General features: G+C 65.6%; 1 pseudogene. It reads right to left on the bottom strand.

The features are described 5' to 3' along the window. Positions 1 to 291, bottom strand: a pseudogene (locus tag AB3X99_RS40995) (acetyl-CoA C-acetyltransferase); the annotation flags it as partial.

Below are 291 nucleotides of genomic sequence, written 5' to 3'. Positions count from 1 at the left end.
ACATCACCACGACCGCGGCTGCGCCGTCGTTGAGGCCCGACGCGTTCGCCGCCGTCACCGTGCCTTCCTTGTTGAACGCCGGCTTCAGGCCCGCGAGCGATTCGGCCGTCACGCCGTGGCGCACGAATTCGTCGGTCCTGAACTGCAGCGGCTCACCCTTGCGCTGCGGAATTTCCACCGAGACGATCTCTTCGTCGAAACGGCCCGCCTTCTGCGCGGCTTCCGCCTTGTTCTGCGAGAGCGCCGCAAACGCGTCCTGTTCTTCGCGCGTGATGCCGTATTCCTTCGCGA

The organism is Paraburkholderia sp. BR10882 (assembly GCF_040948855.1).
Classification (GTDB): domain Bacteria; phylum Pseudomonadota; class Gammaproteobacteria; order Burkholderiales; family Burkholderiaceae; genus Paraburkholderia; species Paraburkholderia nodosa_A.
Note: the sequence above shows the minus strand (reverse complement) of the source record. Positions and strands in the feature narration are given on the sequence as shown.